At 68.4% G+C, this 19,337-nt stretch carries 17 protein-coding genes and 1 pseudogene; 11 read left to right on the forward strand and 7 right to left on the reverse strand.

Features of this window, described 5'->3' with window-relative positions; translation table 11 throughout:
- Positions 1–105 precede the first annotated feature (105 nt).
- Both JOD27_RS40285 and JOD27_RS40290 read right to left on the reverse strand, forming a co-directional pair.
- Positions 106–528 carry a DUF6069 family protein gene (locus JOD27_RS40285; protein WP_204767634.1) on the reverse strand — a complete coding sequence of 141 codons (423 nt, stop codon included), beginning with the start codon at positions 526–528 and terminating at the stop codon, positions 106–108.
- 25 nt (positions 529–553) lie between these two features.
- Positions 554–1,414 (reverse strand): SDR family oxidoreductase, encoded by an 861-nt coding sequence (locus JOD27_RS40290; protein WP_204767635.1) that lies wholly within the window; start codon positions 1,412–1,414, stop codon positions 554–556.
- 116 nt (positions 1,415–1,530) lie between these two features.
- Between JOD27_RS40290 and JOD27_RS40295 the strand changes: the two genes are divergently transcribed.
- Positions 1,531–1,908: a winged helix-turn-helix transcriptional regulator gene (locus tag JOD27_RS40295; protein ID WP_204767636.1), complete on the forward strand. Its 378-nt coding sequence runs from the start codon at positions 1,531–1,533 to the stop codon at positions 1,906–1,908.
- 7 nt (positions 1,909–1,915) lie between these two features.
- Here the strand turns inward: JOD27_RS40295 and JOD27_RS40300 are convergent, their stop codons facing one another.
- Positions 1,916–2,554 (reverse strand): DedA family protein, encoded by a 639-nt coding sequence (locus tag JOD27_RS40300; RefSeq protein ID WP_204767637.1) that lies wholly within the window; start codon positions 2,552–2,554, stop codon positions 1,916–1,918.
- Between the two features lie 210 nt (positions 2,555–2,764).
- Here JOD27_RS40300 and JOD27_RS40305 point away from each other — a divergent pair, with 210 nt between their 5' ends.
- The gene (locus tag JOD27_RS40305; RefSeq protein WP_204767638.1) at positions 2,765–4,201 is read left to right on the forward strand and encodes a leucine-rich repeat protein; all 1,437 of its coding nucleotides are present in this window, start codon (positions 2,765–2,767) and stop codon (positions 4,199–4,201) included.
- Between the two features lies 1 nt (position 4,202).
- On the opposite strand, the gene JOD27_RS40310 is transcribed toward JOD27_RS40305, so the two are convergent.
- On the reverse strand, positions 4,203–5,636 hold the full coding sequence (locus tag JOD27_RS40310) for an amidase (protein ID WP_204767639.1): 1,434 nt from the start codon (positions 5,634–5,636) through the stop codon (positions 4,203–4,205).
- 189 nt (positions 5,637–5,825) lie between these two features.
- Here JOD27_RS40310 and JOD27_RS40315 point away from each other — a divergent pair, with 189 nt between their 5' ends.
- From JOD27_RS40315 to JOD27_RS40335, 5 genes and pseudogenes are all read left to right on the forward strand, one after another.
- Positions 5,826–7,325 carry a cellulase family glycosylhydrolase gene (locus tag JOD27_RS40315; RefSeq protein ID WP_204767640.1) on the forward strand — a complete coding sequence of 500 codons (1,500 nt, stop codon included), beginning with the start codon at positions 5,826–5,828 and terminating at the stop codon, positions 7,323–7,325.
- Positions 7,326–7,377: 52 nt separating this feature from the next.
- The gene (locus tag JOD27_RS40320) at positions 7,378–7,590 is read left to right on the forward strand and encodes a hypothetical protein (RefSeq protein WP_204767641.1); all 213 of its coding nucleotides are present in this window, start codon (positions 7,378–7,380) and stop codon (positions 7,588–7,590) included.
- A 283-nt stretch (positions 7,591–7,873) separates the two neighbouring features.
- Positions 7,874–8,208: pseudogene (locus JOD27_RS47330) on the forward strand (toll/interleukin-1 receptor domain-containing protein).
- Between the two features lie 495 nt (positions 8,209–8,703).
- A complete protein-coding gene (locus JOD27_RS40330; RefSeq protein ID WP_204767643.1) occupies positions 8,704–9,549 on the forward strand; it encodes a hypothetical protein in 846 nt (281 codons plus the stop codon).
- A 291-nt stretch (positions 9,550–9,840) separates the two neighbouring features.
- Entirely contained in the window at positions 9,841–10,794 is a 954-nt protein-coding gene (locus JOD27_RS40335; protein ID WP_204767644.1) for a chitinase, read from the forward strand.
- Here JOD27_RS40335 and JOD27_RS40340 read toward each other — a convergent pair.
- Positions 10,791–12,224, reverse strand: a complete 1,434-nt coding sequence (locus JOD27_RS40340) for an IucA/IucC family protein (protein WP_204767645.1) — start codon at positions 12,222–12,224, stop codon at positions 10,791–10,793. The genes JOD27_RS40335 and JOD27_RS40340 overlap by 4 nt on opposite strands.
- A gap of 22 nt (positions 12,225–12,246) precedes the next feature.
- On the opposite strand from JOD27_RS40340, the gene JOD27_RS40345 reads away from it, so the two are divergent.
- Positions 12,247–13,614 (forward strand): IucA/IucC family protein, encoded by a 1,368-nt coding sequence (locus JOD27_RS40345; protein WP_204767646.1) that lies wholly within the window; start codon positions 12,247–12,249, stop codon positions 13,612–13,614.
- Here JOD27_RS40345 and JOD27_RS40350 read toward each other — a convergent pair.
- Together JOD27_RS40350 and JOD27_RS40355 are read right to left on the reverse strand one after the other, a co-directional pair.
- Complete coding sequence (locus tag JOD27_RS40350; protein ID WP_204767647.1) at positions 13,604–14,614, reverse strand: hypothetical protein; 1,011 nt, start codon at positions 14,612–14,614, stop codon at positions 13,604–13,606. The genes JOD27_RS40345 and JOD27_RS40350 overlap by 11 nt on opposite strands.
- Positions 14,615–14,685: 71 nt before the next feature.
- Positions 14,686–14,958: a hypothetical protein gene (locus JOD27_RS40355; protein ID WP_204767648.1), complete on the reverse strand. Its 273-nt coding sequence runs from the start codon at positions 14,956–14,958 to the stop codon at positions 14,686–14,688.
- Positions 14,959–15,211: 253 nt separating this feature from the next.
- Between JOD27_RS40355 and JOD27_RS40360 the strand changes: the two genes are divergently transcribed.
- From JOD27_RS40360 to JOD27_RS40370, 3 genes are all read left to right on the forward strand, one after another.
- Positions 15,212–15,742: an NUDIX domain-containing protein gene (locus tag JOD27_RS40360; RefSeq protein ID WP_307830609.1), complete on the forward strand. Its 531-nt coding sequence runs from the start codon at positions 15,212–15,214 to the stop codon at positions 15,740–15,742.
- Between the two features lie 16 nt (positions 15,743–15,758).
- A complete protein-coding gene (locus JOD27_RS40365) occupies positions 15,759–16,730 on the forward strand; it encodes a D-cysteine desulfhydrase family protein (protein WP_204767649.1) in 972 nt (323 codons plus the stop codon).
- Positions 16,731–17,102: 372 nt separating this feature from the next.
- The gene (locus JOD27_RS40370; RefSeq protein WP_204767650.1) at positions 17,103–19,319 is read left to right on the forward strand and encodes a vWA domain-containing protein; all 2,217 of its coding nucleotides are present in this window, start codon (positions 17,103–17,105) and stop codon (positions 19,317–19,319) included.
- Positions 19,320–19,337: the final 18 nt, after the last annotated feature.

Genomic DNA, 19,337 nt, shown 5'->3' on the forward strand with positions numbered 1-19,337 from the left:
GCCACAAAGGAATTGGCCGGAGCGGGCGCAGCCGCGCCGTTGTCCAAAGTGGACAAGAGCCTGGGCCGGGCGCCATCGGGCCGAAGCTCCGGTGGCGCCCGGCGATCAGGCGCGGGCGGTCTGTGGCTTGTCCGCCGGCAGCGGCAGCACGGTGCGGAAGATCGGCACCGCGATCGCGGCCACCACCACGTGCATCAGCATGAGGGCGACGACGCCGATCGGGCTCGCGCCGGGGATGCCGAACAGCAGCACGTCGGGCACCAGCGACACGGCGACCACGATCGGCACCAGCTTGCGCAGCAAGGCGTTCGGCTTGGCGGCCTTGCGACGGATCACCGCCCACGCGGCGGCGGCCACGACCACGCCGACCGCGGTGAGGAACACGTAGGCCTGGGGCGTGAGGCCCTGGATCACCGCGGCGTCGGCCCCCAGCGCCCTGGCGACGAAGGCGACGACGGTGTTGGCGGCGGACGCCAGCACGATCGCGGCCAGCACGCCGAGGATCACCTTGGTCTTGCTCGTTTCCACGACTGCCTCCTCAGGTGCGCCGGGATCAGCCGAGGTTCTTGAGCAGCGCGGTGACGGCATCGTCCAGGGTGGTGGTGGGGCGGCCGAGCAGGGCGCTCAGGTCACCGCTGCCGGAGGCCAGCTCGCCGTCGGCGATCGCGCGGTCGGCGTCCACGAGCATGTCCGCGACGAACTCGGGCAGGCCGGCGCCGATCAGGATGTCGCGGTGCTGCGAGGCGGGGACGTTCTGGTAGGCGACCGGCTTGCCGGAGATCCGGGCGACAGCCTCGGCGAGGTCGGCGTAGCTCCAGGCCTGGTCCGCCGCGAGCTCGTACACCTTGTTCTCGTGACCGGTGCCGGTGAGCACCTCGACCGCGGCACCGGCGTAGTCGGCGCGAGGCACACCGCCGAGCTTGCCCTCACCCGCGCTGCCGAGGATCGCGCCCGTCGCCAGGGCCTGGGCGATGGACTGCTCGTAGTTCTCGGTGTACCAGCTGTTGCGCAGGAACGTGAACGGGATGCCCGAGTCGCGGATGATCTCCTCGGTGGCCTTGTGCTCGGGGGCCAGGCTGATGGTGGCGGTGTCGGCGCCCAGGATGCTCGTGTAGACGAGGTGGGTCACGCCGACGGCCTTGGCGGCCTGCACGGCGGCGGCGTGCTGGGCGGTGCGGCGGCCGACCTCACTGCTTGAGACCAGCAGGACCTTCTCCGCGCCCGCGAACGCCTCGGTCAGGGTGGCGGGCTGCTCGTAGTCCGCGACTCGCACCTGCACGCCGAGGGCGGCCAGGTCGGCGGCCTTCTCCGGGGTGCGGACGGCGGCCACGATCTGGTCTGTCGGGACCTTCTGGGCGAGCGCTTCCACGACCAGGCGGCCGAGGTGTCCGGTGGCACCGGTGACGACGATCATCGAGGTTCTCCTTCGAGTCTGTACTTCGTTCAGGTTTGTACAAACTTTTAGAAAGTGCAACCCCTGAGTGAGTACGATCTCTTGGACCGTGCGGCGTAATGGGTAGTATGTGAGGTGTGAGCGATGTGGAGGAGCAGTTCCTGTTCGACGTGTTCGCGCAGCGCTGCCCGTCGCGTGCCACGCTGGAGCACCTGACCGGCAAGTGGGGCACGCTGGCGATGGTGGCCCTGCACGAGGGCACGTTCCGGTTCAACCAGTTGCGCCGCCGGGTCGACGGCGTGAGCGAGAAGATGCTCGCCCAGACGCTGCAGGCACTGGAGCGGGACGGATTCGTCCACCGCGAGGCGCAGGCGACGATCCCGCCCAAGGTGGAGTACAGCCTGACCGAGCGAGGCAGGCACACCGCCGAGTTGCTGATCGGGCTCATCCAGGACGTCGAGTCGCAGATGCCGGACGTCATGGCGGCGCGGGAGCGTTACGACGCCGCCAGGTGACGGCGGATCAGGCGACTTCTTCCAGCTCCCTGGGTTCGGTGGCCTGCTTGCGGCGGCGCAGCACGACGACGACGCCGATCACGACCGCGACGGCCAGCACGACCCACATCGCCCCGTTGAAGACCGACTCGATGTACTTCGCCGAGGCGCCCGCGGCCGAGCCGATGCCGATGTGCAGCGCCGACCAGCACGCCGCGCCCGCGATCGAGGCGGGCAGGAAGCGGCGGTACTCCAGTTTCGACGCACCCGCCGAGGCCGGGACCAGGGTTCGCACGACGGGCATGAACCTCGCGACGAACACCGCCCACGCCCCGCGCCGCCGCAGCAGCTCGCCTGCCTTGTCCCAGTGCCGCTGCCCCACCTTGCGGACGATCTTGCTGTCGCGCAGCCGGTCACCGAAACGGCGGCCGAGGTAGTAGCCGATGCTGTCGCCCGCCACCGCGCACACCGTGACCACCAGCCACATGACCAGGAACCGGGGCACGCTCGTCACCGTCGTCGAGGCCAGCAGCAGGGCGCTCTCCCCCGGCGCGAGGAAGCCCACGCCGAGCGTGCACTCCGCGAGGGTCAGCGCACCCGTCACCGCCAGCACGGCGGGCTGCGGCAGACCGGCCAGCCCTTCGAGGGCATCGGTCAAGAAGGCCATGGAGCTCTCCCCCAGTGAAACGTCGGAACGTGGCTCGGCGGTAGACGTCGGTCAGTTCAACGCAAGGGGAACCGCGCGCACATCGGCCCGTGGTCTGAGCCGGCGGTACTCCTTGGAGGTAAGGGAAAACCCCAACCGGCGGGGACTGTTCCCGCCAGGTGGCCAAGATGTTAGCGTTCACACCCCCTGACGCCGAGGCATGGAAGCGCCATGAAACGAAAGACGGTCCTTGCCGTCATCGGGATCGTCGTCGCCATCTCGTGCGCCGGATCGGTTGCCGTCATTTCGGGTGGCACCTCCGCACCGTCGGCCGCCGTCGACAACGCCGATGCCGCTGCCTCGATCGGACCGGCGACCATGATCTCGTCGCCGCCGGTCTCCACTTCTGCCAGCGCAGAGCGGAAATCTGCTCGCGCGGGAGGCCTGCCGTACTCGGAGGGCGTGCTGCCCGAGGATCCGTCCGACGACCCCGGACCTGATCCGGTGTTCGCCAACGACCCCGATCTCCACCGCAACGACGGCTACAGCTATCGACCGACCAAACCCGGTGACCACCAACTGCCCGCAGGAACCCTCGCGTTCCAGTACGACGTCACCACCAACGCCCTCAGGGCACGTCTCGCCGAACGCAAGCCGGAACTCGCCAAGGCGACAGGGATCGCGCTGTACCTCACCGGCGGCACGGCGCTCTCCGACGGTGATCTCGCCGCACTACAGGGCGTGCACCGCGATCTCGGCCTCGGCAACCTCACCCGGCTCCACGTCTACAACCTGCGCAGCATCCAGGGTGGACGGGAATGCACCCCCACGTCCGGGTTGCCCCGCGCGGGCCAGCAGGCGCGGGGCGGCAGGTTTCCCTACCTCTGGTTCAACGGCTGGTGGGACACCTGGGTCAGGCAGCTCGTGCTCGACGACCTGGACGCCGTGCCCGACGGCGCCTTCAGCAACCACAACTTCAGCGAGGTCAGCCTGCGCGGCGCCAGGTCGATCGGTGTGATGGCCTTCGGCCATGCCCCGCACGCCAAGCTCAGCGTGCTGTACCTGCCGAGCGTCGGCACCATCGCCCACGACGCCTTCCGCCGCAACCAGTACCTGGTCAAGGTGAACCTGCCGAACGCGACCGACGTCGCCGACTTCGCGTTCGACGACGCCTCCCGTCTCCAGTACTTCACCGCGCCGGCGTTGCGCAGGCTTGGCCGCAACGCGTTGAACGACAGCCACGAGCTCATCTCGGTCAACCTGCCCAAGCTGGAGTACCTGGGCATCAACTGCTTCGACCTGAACGGCAAGCTCGTCGGGCTGCGGCTGCCCGCGCTCACCGAGATGGACAAGAACGCGGTCACCAACTTCGCGAACCTGCGCTGGGTCCACGCCCCTCGTCTCGCCACGGTGTGGCACAACGCCATCACCAACAACCCGAAGCTGACCACGGTCTTCATACCGGGCGTCACGCGGCTCGGGCCGGGCGCGCTACGGGACAACCCCGCCCTGACCTCGGTCTACCTGGGCACGGTTCCGCCGAGGCAGGAGGGCGAGGTCTTCACCGGGAGTCCTCACGCGACCGTGTTCCACACCGGCGATCCGGCGGCGTGGAAGAACTTCACGCCGTCCGGCGCACCTGGGCTCGCGGTCCGCCCCAAGCCCTGAACTATCCGATCTTCCGCTCCAGCAGTTCGGCCAGCCGCAGGGGAGTGCGGTCCTCGTACATGGGACCGATGAGCTGCACTCCCACCGGCAGGCCTTCGGATGATCGACCCGCTGGTATCGCGGTGGCGGGCAGGCCCGGCATGGTGGCCAGACCGGCCCAGACGAGCTGGTCGAAGAACGGGCATTCGACGCCATCGATGTCGATCCGGCGTGCCAGCAGATCCGGGTTGTGGTCGTGCGGGAACGCGGGCGTCGGCGTGATCGGGCACACCACGACGTCGAACTCGGCGAACAACTTCCGCCAGCCGTGGCGGTGGAGTTCGCGCTGGTTGTTCACCTCGAGCCAGTCGCGGTGGCTGAGCACCATGCCGCGCGACCTTGCCGCGTCAAGACTTCGGTCGTCCGCGTTCAGACCTGCGGCGCGGGCCTGCAGCTGCTCGTACTCGTCGACGGGGAACCGTGCGACGGAGCCCGAGAACAGCAAGTTCATGTAGAGCGTCGCGGCTTCGGCCAGCTCTGGCAGCAAATGACTGTGCCGTTCCACGTGGGCACCGCCACCGACAAGTGCTGCGGCCACCTGGTTCACGGCCGCCCGCACAGCGGAACCGGTTGGGATGAAAGGATGTTCGTCGAGGACCAGGACCCGGAAGTCACCGAGCCGATCATGACGTGGGGGCGGCAGGGACAACTTGTGCGCCATGCCGAGTGTCAACGGGTCGGGACCCGCCATGACGTCGAGCAGGAGCGTGAGGTCGCGGGCGGTGCGCGCCATCGGACCCACCACGGCGAGGTCGAGGTCGACCGGCAACGCCGGCGCGTCCGGCGGGACCATGCCGCGGGTCGCCGCCAACCCGAGTGTCGGCTTGTGCGCGTAGACGCCGCAGAAGTGCGCGGGAGTGCGCAGCGAGCCGCCGATGTCGGAGCCCAGGGACAACGCGCCGAAGCCGGCCGCCAGGGCCGCCGCTGATCCGCCGGAGGAACCACCCGGCGTGCGGTCGTGGTCCCACGGGTTGTTGGTGGTGCCGTAGATGTCGTTGAAGCTCTGCAGATCCTGCAGCCCCAAGGGCACGTTGGTCTTGCCGAGTACCACCGCGCCGGCGGCCTTGACCCGCGCCACCTGCACCGCGTCCTCGGCCGGCAGGTAGTCCCGATGCTGTGGCATGCCCCAGGTCGTGGGCAGCCCGGCGATGTCGTAGGACTCCTTGACGGTGATCGGAACGCCGAGCAGCGGCCGGTCCTCGCCGCGGGCGCGCGCCTGGTCGGCATCGCGCGCGGCGGCCCGTGCGCGGTCGAAGTCGCGCACGCAGATCGCGTTGATCGCTTTGTCGTCCCGTTCGATGCGGGCGATCGCCTCGTCGGTCAGCTCCACCGATGTCACGTCGCCGGCACGCAGAGCGGCCACGAGTTCTTCGGCCGCCGGAAAATTCGACTCCATGCATTCGACCGTATCGACACCTTGACGAGGCCATAAAACACCTTTTCGCGCAACGGGTTCGACGAATCGACCACAGAGTCCACAATGGATCGAGGGTGCGCACGCGCGCCAAGGCCTTCACGTCTCGCCGGATCTTCGCTACGGTCGTTCTGGGAGCGCTCCCAGAACGAATGGCACAAAGGAGTGCTGATGTCGGGAAGAATCGGAAAACGTCCCGCCGCGCTCGCCGCCTTGGCTGCCGCGGTCTCCCTCGCGTGCACCGTCCTGACGGTGGCCGCGGGTGGCTCGTGGGCGAGTGACATGGCGCCGTTCGCATGCAGGGTCGACTACACGACCAACGACTGGGGCAGCGGGTTCGGAGCCACGGCAACCATCTCGAACCTCGGTTCATCGGCGATCGACGGCTGGACACTGACCTACACCTACGCCGGCAACCAGACCCTGCAGCACGGCTGGAGCGGCAACTGGTCGCAGTCGGGCAAGCAGGTCACCGTCACCAGCATGAGCTGGAACAGCTCCGTCCCCGCGGGCGGCAGCGTCAGCACGGGAGCGAACTTCTCCTACAGCGGCAGCAATGCCAAGCCGACGGACTTCGCCGTCAACGGTGCCGCGTGCACCGGCACCGTCCCGCCCACCACCACGACGACGACCACGCCTCCTGGCAGCGGCCCCGCACCGGCGCTGCGCGTCTCCGGCAACAAGATCGTCAGCGCGGACGGCAGGCCGTACCGGTTGCTGGGCGTGAGCCGGTCCAGCGGCGAGTTCGCCTGTGTGCAGGGCAAGGGCATGTGGGACAGCGGTCCGGTGGACCAGGCGTCGGTGGACGCGATGAAGACCTGGAACATCCACGCGGTGCGGATCCCGTTGAACGAGGAGTGCTGGCTGGGTGTCAACGGCTCCCCCGGCGGCGCCGCCTACCGGCAGGCCGTCAAGGACTACGTGGACCTGTTGGTGGCGAACGGCATCAACGTGATCCTCGACCTGCACTGGACCTGGGGCGCGTACTCGAACGGGCCGGACTGGCACTGCAAGGACGAGCACGCGGTGTGCCAGAAACCGATGCCGGACGCGAAGTACGCCCCGCAGTTCTGGACCGGCGTCGCCACGGCGTTCAAGGGCAACGACGCCGTCGTCTTCGACCTGTTCAACGAGCCGTACCCGGAGATCGCGAGCGACTGGAACAAAACCCTGGGCTGGCAGTGCTGGCGCGATGGCGGCACCTGCACCGGCCTTCCCTACGAAACCGCCGGCATGCAGGACCTGGTCGACGCGGTGCGGTCCACGGGCGCGACCAACATCCTCATGCTGGGCGGCCTCGAATGGGCCAACGACATGCGGGAGTGGCTGGCGCACAAGCCAACCGACCCGTTGAACAACATCGCGGCGTCCTGGCACGCGTACAGCAACAACGCCTGCGCCAGCGAAACGTGCTGGGACAGCCAGATCGCCCCGCTCACCCAGCAGGCCCCTGTCGTGCTCGGCGAGTTCGGCCAGGACAACTGCGGCTTCGACTACATGCAGCGGTTGGTGGACTGGGCCGACTCGCACCGCCTGAGCTACCTCGCGTGGACGTGGAACCCTTGGGGCTGCAGCACAGGCGCCGTACTGATCAAGGACTGGAACGGCACGCCCGAACCCGGTGTCGGAGAAGGCCTCAAGGCCCACCTGCTCACCCAGAACCCCTACTAGTAGAGCGTCGCGGCTTGGTTGTGCTCCGTTGAGTCGGGCAGGGGGCGGTCTGGTGCTCATCACCGAAACCCCGGATGGTCGCGCTCTCACACACGTCGCTGCCGAGATGGCGGTAGAGAAATGCCGACGCAAACGTTTGCTGATCACCCCAACTGCTGCCAACCGTGCAGTTGGCAGCCAGGAGAGCGCGATCTTCATGATCGAAGCGCGGCTGCCTGCCGGCATCACTGCCACATCCCAAGAGATAGCTGCGACACGCTACTAGTCCGCGCGAGCAGAAGCCGGGTGTTCCTTCGCAGCTGACCACCCGAAGAGCCCCAGTTCACCATCTGGTTCGGCCTCGCCTGCACCTCCGGGTAGCGCCAGGGCTCAAGCCGCAGAACGAGGCCGGCAGCGAAGTGCTCCTCCAGCTGCGGCAGGTAGTCGAGAAGTTCCAGCTGGCCGGGGAGATCAGCCCCGGCCAGCAGCTCGTGTCCACGTCGCCAAGCTACCCGAGTGCAACCGTGCTCGAGCAGGCCGGCTTCCGGGTCGTCTTCCAGGAGCTGGACATGCTGCCGGGGCAGAACACAGTCCGCCAGATGCAGACCGGCACGTCTGCGACACGCACGATCGCCGTGCTCAGCCCTCCTTCGCGGACCGCCCGTTCCCGCTGTCGGAGTGGGCAGCCGCGTTCGTGCAGGACCCCGCCGGGTCCGCGCGAAAGCTGATCCCCGTCCGGGTCGAGGAGTGCGCACCGCACGGTCTGCTCGCCCCGATCGTGTACATCGACCTGGTCGGCGTGGACCGCGACGAGGCGAAACGGCGTCTGCTGAACGGCAGCAGACCCGAACGGCCGCGCGTGGCGACGGAACCGCCGTTCCCAGGATCTCGACCGTCCACATGAGACCGGTTGCTCGATCACGTCACGGCGGCACCGAAGTGCGAACCGCCTCAGTGTCGAGCGCGGTCGGTCGCGCAGGCGACGAGCAGCATCGCCGTGACGACCGCGAGCGCGTGATCTCCGCTGAGCGCGCAGACGCACGCCAGCGTGAACCACAGCAGCAACCTCATGAATTCGAGGTTAGGGACTGTGTGACGGCGAGCACACCTGAATTAGGCAACGCTTGAGGTAACTCGTTCCCGCCATCACCTCCGGGGAGGCTTGCGCCGGCGAACCCCGCACACGACGGCGGTCAGCAGCACCAGCAGCACCTCGGCCACGCGCATGGACAACAACGATGTCTCCACGACGATCCGCATCGGACTTCCTCCCCATTCCCTGGTGATTACACGATGTCGGCGGCTGAGCGGTTCGTCATCCTCCTGTTCAGGAGGACACGGGAGGACGTTGCCGGGGTGCGCGGTGCGTGCTGGAATGAGGTGATCTCCAGGGGGTGCCGTGTACTTCAACGACGAAGTCGACTGGTCCGAGGTGTTCCGGGAGCACATTTCCCGGCCCAGCCTCGCGGATCCGCGCAATCCGCGCCGATCCGCGTACGTCACCACGATGACGTTCCTCGAGGGCGGGCTGCAGGAGATCGACGATCAGCTGTCGGGGCGCAGCCGCCACAGCCGGGACGAGCTCGCGGGTGCCCGGCTGACCCGCGACATCGTGTTGCGGCGGGCCGCCGCGCTCGCCGCGGACCTGCCGTTCGCGGTGCACGTGGGCGAGGGCGCGTTCAAGGACCGCTGGCCGGGAAACGGCGGCATGGCGAACTTCTTCATGTGCCTCATCAAGTACACGTGCACGGCGCCGCGCTGGGGGCTCTTCCTCGACTACGGGCCGCGGCGGGTGCTCGCCGAGCTGCCCAGGGTGAGCAAAGGCGAGCTCGACCTCACCGACCTCATCACGAAAATCGCCACGCACGACCTCCGGATGCGCATCCGGCTGGCGCGGTACTGGTTGTTCCAGCTCTCGCTGACGATCGACGCGAAGTGGCGGGCCGTTGCCACGAGGGCGTACCGGGAACTGCTCGAGGCGTACTCCACGCGGTGGGAGCCGGTGTACAAGGAAGGGCTGCGGCTGCTCGGCGCGCGGTTCCGGCCCGGGATGACCGCGCGGAAGCTCAGTTCCATGGTGTCGGCGCAGACGTCGGGCTTCGCGCAGCACATCGCGGGCACCGGCGACGACACGGGCGGCGATCAAGACCTGTTCGTGACGTCGGTCCAGGCGCTGATCTACGCCGCACTCGATCCCGGCGACGAACGTGGCATCACGGAAGCCCTGCGCGACATCCTGACTTAGTGGCGTGTCGCAGCTATCTCTTGGGATGTGACAGTGAGAGTGATGCCGGCAGGCAGCCGCGCTTCGATCACGCTCTCATGACTGTCAACTGCACGGTTGGCAGCAGTCGGGGTGATCAGCAAACGTTTGCGTCAGCATTTCTCTACCGCCATCTCGGCAGCGACGTGCATGAGCGCGCCCATCCGGGCTTTCGGTGACGAGCACCAGACCGCCCAGACCACTGGCCATCCTCGGGCTGATGGTCTATACCAATGATGACCCACCTCACCCCCTGCTCCGAGGAGGTTCGTCATGAAGCTGTCCAGGATCGGCGTGATCGCCGCGATGATGGCGATGGCTCTGCCCCTGCCCACCGCCCAGGCGGCCACGGCGTCGTCCATCGCGCCCTACGTGGACATGGGCGCGTGGCCGACGCCCGTGTTGTCCGAGATGGCGAGCAAAGGTGGCGTGAAGAGCTTCACGCTCGGGTTCGTCACCTCGTACGGCTGCAAGGCCAGCTGGTTCGGCGCCTACGACCCGCGGACCGGCTGGCAGAAGGAGGAGATCGCCAAGCTCCGCGCGGCCGGAGGGGACGTGAAGATCTCGTTCGGCGGCGCGTCCGGCATCGAGCTGGCGTACTACTGCACGACGCCGACGACGCTGGCCGACGAGTACGACGCCGTGGTCAAGGCGTATTCGTTGAAGTACGTGGACTTCGACATCGAGGGGGCGGCGGTGGCCGATCCCACGACGGTGCAGCGGCGGTCGCAGGCGTTGAAGATCCTGCAGGACCGCAATCCCGGGTTGAAGATCTCGTTGACGTTGCCGGTGCTGCCCAGCGGGCTGACGCAGGACGGCGTGAACGTGGTGCGGTCGGCCAGGAACGCCGGCGTGAACCTGGATCTGGTCAACATCATGGCCATGGACTACTACCAGGGGCCCGCTGACCAGGGCGCCAAGGCCATCGCGGCGGCCAAGGCCACGCAGGCTCAGGTCAAGGCGGTGTACGGGCTCACGGACTCGGCCGCGTGGAAGAAGATCGGGGTCACGCCGATGCTGGGCGTCAACGACTCGCAGAACGAGATCTTCTACCAGAGGGACGCTCGGGCGCTGGTGAGCTTCGCGAGCACGGTGCACCTCGGCATGCTCTCGTTCTGGGAGCAGGGACGGGATGCCAACGCCTGCACCGGAGCCTTGTACCGGTGCACGAACATCGCGCAGCAGCCCTACGAGTTCGCGCGGATCTTCGCGGGCTACAACGGTTAGTGCCGGTACAGCGGGTTCGGGCAGTCGACGTACCGGCCCGCCGCGCCTTCCGCGCGCGTCCAGCGCAGCAGCAGGTTGGCCTTCGCGGGCACGGTCGGACTCTCCAGCAACGACCTCAGCAGCGGGAACGAACCGTGCCCAGCGAAGACAGCTCGTGCCTCCGCCCACACGTTCAGATCCGGGTGCCGGTCCATCACCGCACCCGCGATCTCCATCAGGTGGTTCACGACGAGGCAGTACTGCAGCCGCTCCCAGCCCTTCGCCTCGGACACCCCGCGCGACCCACCAGAACCGTCCACTTCGGACAAAAGCGCTGCATGTCGTGGCAGCAAACGCATTCCCTCGTGGTCGCGGTAGAACGCCTGCACCGGCATCCCGGCAGCGTCCACACCCACCAGTACGTTCTGCAGATGGCACTCCATCACGACGCCGTGCGCGAAGAACGCGTGCAGCACAGGAGGAACGATGACCGAGACGTACTGCCGGAACCACCGCAGGGCGCCGTCCCGGTCGAGGCCGTCCAGCGGGTTGCCGTCGAAGCCCTCGCTGATTCCGGCCGCCAGCAACGGGGTGACACCGGGCAACGTGTGCCGCCGCACGCCGTCGCGCACCACGACCGCGAGCCCTTCGAAGCACTCCGGCGAGGTCCGGTAACCGCGGTCGATCAGAAAAGCCGTGCCGGGGTAGGTCGAGGCGATGTCCGCGAACACCGGTCTCAGCACGCGCGCGAGCGGCGGGATCCAGCGCAGGTCGTGGGCCCACAGGCGGCGCACGTCGTTGGTGATCTGCACGTCGAGGCTGAACTTGTAGAACAGGTCGGCTGCCGGGTCGTAGACCGTGCGCACCGACGACGTGGGCCAGACCTCGTGCTCGGCGACAGCACCTGACCTGCCCAGCAACGACAGCTGCCACGGATGCGCCGGCAGCACTCCGCGCGGCAGCGGGACGTCGCCGTCGTCGACGAACTCGCCTTCCAAGTGCACCAACGAAAAACGGGCGTGCACCTCCGGCGAGTACGGCAGCCACTCCGCCGCGGGCAGGCCGCCGCGGCCCTTCGGCGCGGGGTGGTAGCGGTGACCGGCGATCAACGCCTGCTCGGAGCGTTGGTAGAGGTCGGCGGGCGGGGCGGGACGTGCCGCCAGCATCGCCGCGACGGCCGAGTGCGAACCCGCGATCTCGTCGAGGAAACCGACCGGCGGGTCGCCGAGCTCCTTGGTGATCAACACGGCCAGCTCGTGCCACGACACGGAGTGCCACGATCCGGTGAACACCTCGGGGTCTGACAGCCAGCGACCCTGCCGTGCGCGCAGCAGGACGCCCGTGCGCGGCAGGCGGATCGTGCCGTCCTCACCCACCTGACCCACTTCGCGCCGCAGGCAGTTGAGCAGGGCGGTCGAGGTGATGCCGTCGGGGTCAGAGGTCGCTTCCACCGATGTCCGCTTCCCTGGGGCGATGTGTCAGGATCAGGTCATTCTGACCCAGACCCCGGTTGAGGCCGAATTCGCCGCCGCGCTCGACGGCGAGCGTGCCGAGCGGTTCCTCGCGGCACTGCCGGGAGCCCGCGCGGCCGTTCTCGCACGCCTGCGCAGAGCCTTCGCGGTCGAACCGCTGCCGCAGGTCAGCGTGGACGAGTTCCTCCACCCGGCCGACCTCCTCACCGCACTGCGCTGGCCGAACTCCGCGAACCTCGTCGCCGAGGTCGCCCACAGCGTGGCCGGACTGGCGTTGTCCCGCACGACGAGCCCGCTCACCACGCCGTTCCTCGGCCGCTCGCTGGAGGAGCACGAGCAGAGCGTCGTCGACGGCCATCCGCTGCACCCGTGCTGCCGCAACCGCACCGGGTTCACCGCCCTCGACCACCTCGCGTACGGCCCCGAGCACCGGCCGGCGGTCGCTCTGCGCCTGCACCCGGTGAAGGAGCACGTCGTGTTCGGCGACTGGCCGGACGAACTGCGGGACGGCAAGGAGATCCTGCTGCCGGTGCACCCGTGGCAGGCCGACCACCTCGACATCACCACCATCGGCAGGCTCGACGCCAGCCCGTTGATGGCCCTGCGGACCCTGTCGACCGGCGACTGGCACGTCAAAACCACGCTGAGCGCCCAGATCACCTCGGCCGTGCGGGACATCTCCGGCGGCTCGATCACCACGGCCACCACGGTCTCCTGCTTCCTCTCTGGCGTCGTCGAGGGCATCGAACTGCAGCCGAACCGAGCCTCGGCCGCGGTGCTCACGAACGGCGAACCGGACCGCGCGCTCGGCGTGATCCTGCGCGACAAACCAGTGCCACGCTCGAACGAGACCCTGCTGCCGCTCGCCGCGCTGACCGCTCGTCCCGTCGACGGCGGCCCACCACCGATCCGCGCGCTCGGCGACCCGGTCGAGTGGCTCCGCGAGTTCGCCGAGCTGACCGTGCCGCCGTTGATGACGCTGCTCGCCCGCGGTGTGGCGTTGGAGGCGCACGAGCAGAACCTGGTGGTGGGTCTCGTCGACGGCCGACCGTCCCGGGTGATCTACCGCGACCTGGCCGACATCCGCGTCAGCCCTCGCGAGGACCTGCCCGAACGCCTGCACGCGAGCCCGGAGGCCCTGCGCGCCAAGACGTTCGCGACGTTCTTCGCGACCGCGCTGACGGGGCTGATCACCGCACTCGACGCGCCGGACGCCGACCTGTGGCGAACGGTGGCGAAGGCGGTCCCGGACACCCCGGACCGGCCCGCGTTGCTGCACGATCCGTTGCCCGCCAAGCCGTTGACGTTGATGCGCCTCGACCCGGCGACGAAGGCCTGGGCACACCTGCCCAACCCCTTCAGCCGATGAGCGCTTCCCGGTGCTCCCACGCCAACGACAGCAGCGCCGCACCCGCGGCCTGCGTCGGTTCGTGGTGGACGAAGCGCTCGACGTTGGCGGCGGTGAACGGGAGTCCTTCCAGGACACGGCCTTCGTCGTTGTGGGACACCAGATCGCCGAAAAGCGAGTCGAACCGCTGAGCCTCGATCACCGCCACGGTGAGCATGTCGGTCGCGAACGTGAGCGGGTCCACGCCCATGCCGAGGTACGACACGCGCGCCGCCGACGTCAGCTCCCGCGCGAACGGCCAGGTCACGTAGTCGGCGGCGTGCACCTCGGGAACACCGAGCAGTTCCTCGGCGAACTCGCGGATCATGCTGTGCCACAACGAAAAATCGTCGTCACCGGCCGACTGGAACACTCCGACCGGAAGCACCTGGTACATGCCGCCCGCATGCCCGACGCGCTTCGGGTCGCGCCAGTGCAGGAAGAACGTCGCGTCACCGGTCGCCGGGTCGTGCCGGATCGTGAGGGTGCTGATGGCGACGTTGGTGGGCCTGCGCGAAGGGTCGCACGGGTTGCCGACGGACGAACGCAGAAGCAACTCGCCGGTGTGGCCGAGTTCGCGGGCCGCGTACTCGTGCGCGCAGGCCTCGCCCACGTCGATGCCGTCGAAGTACGAGCCGATGCCGAACGTCAGGTGCCGGTCGGTGAAGCCGAGCAACCGGTAGGTCTCGCGGTTCTCGAACACGCTCGGCGCGGCCAGCGCGGCCATCGCCTCCGAATAGCTCCGGTAGCCGTCGGGCAGCAGGTCCGTGACGAGAGGAGGCAGCTCGGGCGACGGACGCAGCTCCAGCGACAGGTCCGCGAGCGGCACCGGCGCGGCCGGCGTCCAGTGCGGCGACGTGAGCAGGGGCGTGTCCGCGACCTTCGGCACGTCCGGGTACTCCCCCGCGGCCTTCAGAGCCAGCGCGTGGCGGTGTCGCAGCAGGTGGGCGCGCACGGCGAGCCACTGGTCCGGCGTCGGCATACCGCCATTGTCCCGGAGACGGCGAAACGACCGGGTCTCCCTGCCTGACCCGGTCTCCGCCTGTGAGGCTGTCAGGTCCGCCAGCGCCGCGACGCCTGGACGACGTCGCCAACGGCGCGAGCGAGGCTTCCGTCGGCGTCGACGTGGCGCTCGTACCCGGCCGGAAGCGGCTCGGCCACCTCGGGAGGAGCCTCGTACGGGCCGCTGTCGTCCCAACGCAGCATGCGTGCCGTCTTCACGAAAGCCACCGCCGCGGCCAGCAGCAGCACCCCGATCACGACCGGCCACCAGACCGATTCCGCGATCGCGATGGCGAACTGGACCTGGGCCACCACGACGAACACGACAGTCAGTCCGACCACCGACCACGGGGCCGATCTACCATCGCGTCTGCGCTTGGCGGCACCGGTTGCCCCCATTGGCGTCACCTCCACCGATGTTGTCGTGGACATCGGCGATTGATCGCACGGAGTTACAACATCCAAGAGTACTACCTGGTCGTTTGGTTGCGTTCCGTCATCGTCGGCACATCCACCCATCAGGTACTCCGCGCCCACGGCCCGTGCGCGATTCATCCTCTGGTGTGATCATCAACCCGTGTCAGCACTGCACGCGGGAGACCCCGCCTCATTCGCCGCCGACGTTCTCGACGAGGGACCTGCCGAGGTCGAGTACGAGCCAGGCATAGCCGGCAGGAGGCCGACCAAGACGTCCGCAGGAGGAGCGCTGATCCGTGATTCCACCGGACGTGTGCTCTTCGTCGTGCCGATTTACAAATCGGTACTGGACATCCCAGGTGGTATGACCGACGCGAACGAGTCGCCCAAGGCTGCGACGATCCGCGAGATCCGCGAGGAACTCGGGCTGGACGTCGAGCCGGGGCCGTTGCTCGTCGTGGACTGGACGCCGCGCAACGGCGTGTGGAGCGACTGCCATCAGTTCGTGTTCGACGGCGGGATCATCGATGGCGCCACCGCGCACGACGACGAGTTGGAGGGCGTGGTCTACCTGACGCTCGACGAGGCCCGGCCGAGGATCTACCCGTCGCTGCATCGCCGGCTGACGCTCGCGTTACAGGCCCTGGAGACCAAGACGACCTACTACGCCGAGTTCGGCCGGGAGGTCTAGCAATTAAGCTCGCCGCATGGACCTGAGCGCGTTCCCCCGAGTCGCACTGGGCAGCTGGCCGACCCCGCTGGACGACGCCCCGAGGCTCGCGACCGCGCTCGGCAGCCCGCCGGTCCTGATCAAGCGCGACGACGTCAACGGGCTCGGCGCGGGCGGCAACAAGCTGCGCAAGCTCGAGTTCCTGCTCGGGCAGGCGATCGAGCAGGGCGCGGACACGATCATCACGTTCGGCGCGCTGCAGACCAACCACGGCCGCCAGACCGCCGCGGCCTGCGCCAAGCTCGGGCTGCGGTGCGAGCTCGTGCTCACGGCGAAGGTGCCGATGAAGGGTGACGCGTACGAGAGGTCCGGCAACGTCGTGCTGGACCACATGTTCGGTGCGAACGTCCACGTCTGCGCGGACGCCGAGGAAACCGTCAGGGCCTACGAGAAGGTCAACCACGACAAGGCGGTCACGCTGCCCGTCGGCGGGTCGAACGGGCTCGGCACGCTCGGGTACGTCGCGGCCGCCGTCGAGCTCGTCGGGCAGCTTTCCGAGCGCGGCATCGACAACGCCACGATCGTCGTTCCTCAGGGCAGTGGCGCCACGGCGGCGGGCATCGCGCTCGGCACCGAGCTGCTGGGCTGGCCCGGCACCGTGCACGCGGCGAGCGTTTCCCACAGCGCCGAGGAAGCCGGCCAGGAACTGCACCAACTCGCCGGCGACGCCGCCGCACTCCTCGGCGCGGGAAAGCCGGAGCTCGGCCACGTCACGGTCACCGACGACACCGTCGGTCCCGGTTACGGCGTGCCGACCGAGGAGATGTGGAAGGTGCTGAAGCTGTTCGCGGAGACCGAGGGCGTCATCCTGGACCCGGTTTACACGGGCAAGGCGGCCGTCAAGTTCCGCGCACTCGCGCCCGCGAGCGACGTTCCCGTCGTGTTCCTCCACACGGGTGGTCTTCCGGGTTTCTACGGCTATGCACCGGAAGCCGTCGCCCAGTTCTGATCGCGGTTTCCCATTAACGCATCCTATCGACGCGTTTCACCGGTGCACCTGACAGTGCATTGGGCACCAATTGGCCAGGTTTTGGCCGTGATTACCGGGCCATTGACCGGGCATAATCGCGCCCATGTCCGCCCACGTTTCACCATCGTCACTTTTTCACCCGCACGGCGCAATCTTTGCGAATCCATGTGCGCTGGAATACTTCTGCCTGCACTTATGCTCGTGAGCTGCGACGACACGCGCGCGCAAGAGCGGCGATAACGATCCGACATGCAGCGAAGGTGAGCGGTAACAACCCGCTCGCCCCCGTCGATCGAAATACCGCGACCCGCCCGAGCAACATTCCACCAGCGTCAGTGGGTGAATTGACTCATGCGTCTGAACGTGCTCGCTTCCACAGCGGCTGCCCTGCTGCTGGTTTCGTTACCGGCGGGCGCCGCACAACAACAACCGCAGCCTGTCGTCCAGCCCGCGCACATCGTCGTTCTCGTCGACGAGTCGGGGAGCATCGGCTCCGACGACATGCAGCGGGAACGGGAGGCCGCCGCGCTGATCGCGCTCGGCGAGTTCGCGCCGGGGTCCACGATCGCCGTCGTCGGTTTCGCCAGTGACGACGGCGGGCAGGGGCAGACGCCGGTCGACGTGGTGTGCCCGCCGAGCAAGGTCGCGACGGCGCAGGACCGGCAGCGGCTCAGCGACTGCGTGAAGAACCTCCGCAGCCGCAGGAAGGAAGAAGGTCAGGGCACCGACCACGCCGCGGCGCTGCAGCAGGCGTTGAGCTACCTGACCGGGGACAAGGACGGGCCCAAGCTCGTCTTCCTGCTCACCGACGGCAAGCTCGACGTGAGCGGCAGCCCGCGATACGGGCCGGACAACGTCGGCGACCAGCGCAACCGGGCCGCGTCCGCGCTCGTCGACACCGTGCTCTCCCAGGCCAGGCAGGAGAAGGTCGCGATCTGGCCGCTCGGGTTCGGCGACGTCGACCGGGCACAGCTGGAGAAGTTCGCCAAGAGCTCGTTCCAGGGCCAGTGCAGCGACCGCTCCCCCAGCCCGTCGGCGTCGATCGTGGCGAGCAGCGCGGACGTCGACAGGGCGCTGCTGCAGGCGTTCGGGTCGGGGCGCTGCGCGGGTGTCGGCGACATCCAGCGCACCCCGGTCAGTCCCGGCGGCACCGCAGAGGTGAAGGTGACCATTCCGATGATCGCGACCGACGGATCGATCATCGTGATGAAGCACGACTCGCGCGTCGCCGTGTCCTATGTGGACCCCGAGGGCAAGGTGGTGCCGAAGTCGGGGACGCAGGGCGAGTCGACGTTCCAGGTCAGCGGGGAGAACGCGACGGTCGAGGCGTTGCGGGTCGTCAACCCGTTGCCGGGCACGTGGACCGTCAAGATCACGTCGTTCCCGGACGTGCCGAGGATCGACGTCGGCACCGCCGTGCTGTACCAGGGCGCGGTGCGGTCGGCCATGATCCTGAACCCGCCGGTGCCACGGCCGGGTCAGCAGGTCGTGGTCGAGCTCAGCCTGCAGACCCGCAGCCGGGCGATCGTCGACCCGGCCGCGCTGAGGGCGTTGTCGTTCACCGCCACCATGTCCGGGGCCGACTTCACCACGACGATCCAGCTCAACGACGAGCAGCGGGACAGCGACCAGCGCCGCGACGACGGTGTCTACACAGGACACGTCACCGTTCCCGACAACGCCACAGGCTCGATCCGGTTCGTCGGCAAGGTCGCCGGCATCGGCATCAGCGGCGACACCAGGACGGTCGACGCGGCGATCGCGTCGGGCCCCGCACCGCTCGCCGCCGTCAGCTCGTTCGGCGACACCGACCGGACGGTGGCTCCCGGCGACTCGCTCAAGGGCTCCGTCACCGTCACCAACAACTCCGGCAGGGCGAGAAAAGCACGGATCATCGTCAGCGATCCGGCGCCGGGCACGCTCGTGACGATCCCCGGCGAGCAGACGGTGCTGACCCTGCCGCCGTCGGGCGTCAGCACGTTCGACTTCGACCTCAGTTTCGCGAGCGACACCGTCATGGGCGCCAACGCGGTGACGCTCAAGGTCGTCGACGACGAGAACCCGCAGGACGTGATCTACGAGTGGCGGTTGACCGCCGACGTGGAGAAACCGCCACCCCTGACCGAGATCGCGATCGGCATCAGCGTGTCGGCGGTGCTGGTCACGTTGCTGATCATGTTCCTCGTCCACCGCAGACGCCGCGACGTGCGCGGGCTGGTCGTGCACCTGTACGAGGGCCATCGGGGCCGCGGTGACCTCGCCGCGCCCGAGCGGCCGTCACCGGTGTTCCGGTTCCACCTGGGCGAGGCGGACCAGGGCGTGCCGCAGCTCGCGCACGCAGGGCCCGGCGACGACACGTACGAACTGCGCCGCAACGGCGGGGTGCTGCGGCTGCGCACGCCGTACGGCGAGGACACCCGGTGCCACGTCGGCGAGCACGTCGACGTGACGCCGACGCTCGCGATCAAGGTGCTCGACGAGCGCGCCTCACTCGAGTTCCCCGATGACCCGCTCGCCGCGGACCTGCGCGACGAGCGACCGGCAGACGGCGACCACCACCTGCTCTGACAGCAGCGGAAGGACAAC

The sequence above is a fragment of the Lentzea nigeriaca genome, from assembly GCF_016907955.1.
GTDB lineage: Bacteria > Actinomycetota > Actinomycetes > Mycobacteriales > Pseudonocardiaceae > Lentzea > Lentzea nigeriaca.

Coding starts and splice junctions, on each gene's coding strand:
- JOD27_RS40350 (WP_204767647.1), bottom strand. CDS start 14,614: ATGCCGACGCCGGACCAGTGGCTCGCCGTGCGCGCCCACCTGCTGCGA.
- JOD27_RS40290 (WP_204767635.1), bottom strand. CDS start 1,414: ATGATCGTCGTCACCGGTGCCACCGGACACCTCGGCCGCCTGGTCGTG.
- JOD27_RS40345 (WP_204767646.1), top strand. CDS start 12,247: ATGTGTCAGGATCAGGTCATTCTGACCCAGACCCCGGTTGAGGCCGAA.
- JOD27_RS40310 (WP_204767639.1), bottom strand. CDS start 5,636: ATGGAGTCGAATTTTCCGGCGGCCGAAGAACTCGTGGCCGCTCTGCGT.
- JOD27_RS40315 (WP_204767640.1), top strand. CDS start 5,826: ATGTCGGGAAGAATCGGAAAACGTCCCGCCGCGCTCGCCGCCTTGGCT.
- JOD27_RS40365 (WP_204767649.1), top strand. CDS start 15,759: ATGGACCTGAGCGCGTTCCCCCGAGTCGCACTGGGCAGCTGGCCGACC.
- JOD27_RS40335 (WP_204767644.1), top strand. CDS start 9,841: ATGAAGCTGTCCAGGATCGGCGTGATCGCCGCGATGATGGCGATGGCT.
- JOD27_RS40305 (WP_204767638.1), top strand. CDS start 2,765: ATGAAACGAAAGACGGTCCTTGCCGTCATCGGGATCGTCGTCGCCATC.
- JOD27_RS40370 (WP_204767650.1), top strand. CDS start 17,103: ATGCGTCTGAACGTGCTCGCTTCCACAGCGGCTGCCCTGCTGCTGGTT.
- JOD27_RS40300 (WP_204767637.1), bottom strand. CDS start 2,554: ATGGCCTTCTTGACCGATGCCCTCGAAGGGCTGGCCGGTCTGCCGCAG.